The 1,543-nt window shown below is 33.7% G+C and carries 2 protein-coding genes; both read left to right on the top strand.

Features of this window, described 5'->3' with window-relative positions:
- The first annotated feature begins 142 nt into the window (after positions 1-142).
- A complete protein-coding gene (locus tag ACT8VG_RS11140) occupies positions 143-283 on the top strand; it encodes a hypothetical protein (RefSeq protein WP_270467641.1) in 141 nt (46 codons plus the stop codon).
- A gap of 168 nt (positions 284-451) precedes the next feature.
- Positions 452-1,411, top strand: coding sequence for a helix-turn-helix domain-containing protein (locus tag ACT8VG_RS11135; RefSeq protein WP_444195926.1), 960 nt, complete (start codon positions 452-454; stop codon positions 1,409-1,411).
- Positions 1,412-1,543 lie beyond the last annotated feature (132 nt).

The following is a 1,543-nucleotide window of genomic DNA, read 5'->3' as shown; positions in this document are numbered from 1 at the left end:
AGAACTTACATTATCTCGATGTGAGTATATTTAATCACATTTTGAGTGGCAGTTAAGAAATACAAATGATATCTCTAATATTGCACACAAACATCATGAACCTATTTTCATTACAAAAAATGGCTATAGTGACCTGGTTGTGATGAGCAGTGAATTATATGATGAGTTTGCTAGAATAAATCGTATAGACAAAGCAATCTTTGAATCTGAACAAGAACTGTTGGATGGTGCAGAAGCAGTTGATGCAAAAAAAGTATTCGATGATTTGGAGAAAAAGCACTAAGAATACAGATGACTATAAAGCGCATGTTCACACCATGCGTTTTTTTTATATAATCAGACTTGTTTAGAAAAATCACCTCCTGCAACCGCCAGTTGACATATTTACAGCTTGAATTGGTAGAAGGAAATTACCATAATTGGTATATTTGGTATGTAAGGAGGAATGAATATGAATCTTGCTGATAAGATTATAGAAGAAAGAAAAAAGAATGGCTGGTCACAGGAAGAACTCGCTAATAAGTTAGGTATCTCTAGACAAGCTGTTTCTAAATGGGAGAGTTCAGGATCTATACCAGACCTACAAAGAATACTTCAGATGTCTGAACTATTTGGTGTGACTACTGATTATTTACTAAAGGATGAAATAGAAGAAGAACGACAGAATGAATATGTTGAAACAAAAACAATCAAGGTAAGTATGGAAGAAGCCAATCAATATCTTGATATGAAGAGTAGAGGTTCAAGAATAGTCGCGAATGCGACGAGTCTATGCATATTAAGTCCTGTACCTCTTATAGTATTAGGTACAATGACACAAGATCATATACTTATAGGTTTTAGTTTAGTACTACTTCTTGTATTAGTCGCAATAGCTGTCTATCTATTTGTGAATTATGGAATACGTGATGCTTCTATGCAACATCTAGAAAAAGAAAGCTTTGAAACAGAATATGGTGTATCAGGAATGGTACGTGAAAGAAGAAAACAATATGAACCAACATTCACAAGGAATATTGCGATAGGAGTAGTACTTTGTATTCTTTCTGTCATTCCTACTATAATGGCAGGTGTAATGGAAGTAGAAGATTATATGAGTGGTATATCTGTAGGTCTATTGCTTATTATTGTTTCTATTGGTGTCAATATTCTTATTCGTGCAGGTATGATCAAGTCTAGCTATGATACTCTATTGCAGGAAGGGGAATATACAATAGAAGAGAAACATGTGAAAAAGAAGACAGATTCTTTTTCAGGTGCTTATTGGTGTTTGATAGTCGCGATATATCTTGGATGGAGTTTCTCGACAAATAACTGGAAGTTTACATGGATTATATGGCCGGTGGCTGGAGTACTATATGCAGCAGTACTTGGTATGGTGAAAATGACTGTAGAAGGTAGAGAGAAGTAGTTCATTCAATCTTAAAATAATTATTAGAAAAGTGATAGTTTGCAAGTTTTCTTGTGAACTATTTTTTTCTCATTGTATAATGAAGATACAAAACATTTGACACTAAACCAAGGTTTAATGTTACCTTAATAA

The organism is Catenibacterium sp., assembly GCF_052354645.1.
GTDB lineage: Bacteria > Bacillota_I > Bacilli_A > Erysipelotrichales > Coprobacillaceae > Catenibacterium > Catenibacterium mitsuoka_A.
Note: the sequence above shows the minus strand (reverse complement) of the source record. Positions and strands in the feature narration are given on the sequence as shown.

What these genes read in the sequence shown, in the direction of transcription:
- ACT8VG_RS11135 (WP_444195926.1), top strand. Translation starts at nt 452, where the DNA reads ATGAATCTTGCTGATAAGATTATAGAAGAAAGAAAAAAGAATGGCTGG.
- ACT8VG_RS11140 (WP_270467641.1), top strand. Translation starts at nt 143, where the DNA reads ATGAGCAGTGAATTATATGATGAGTTTGCTAGAATAAATCGTATAGAC.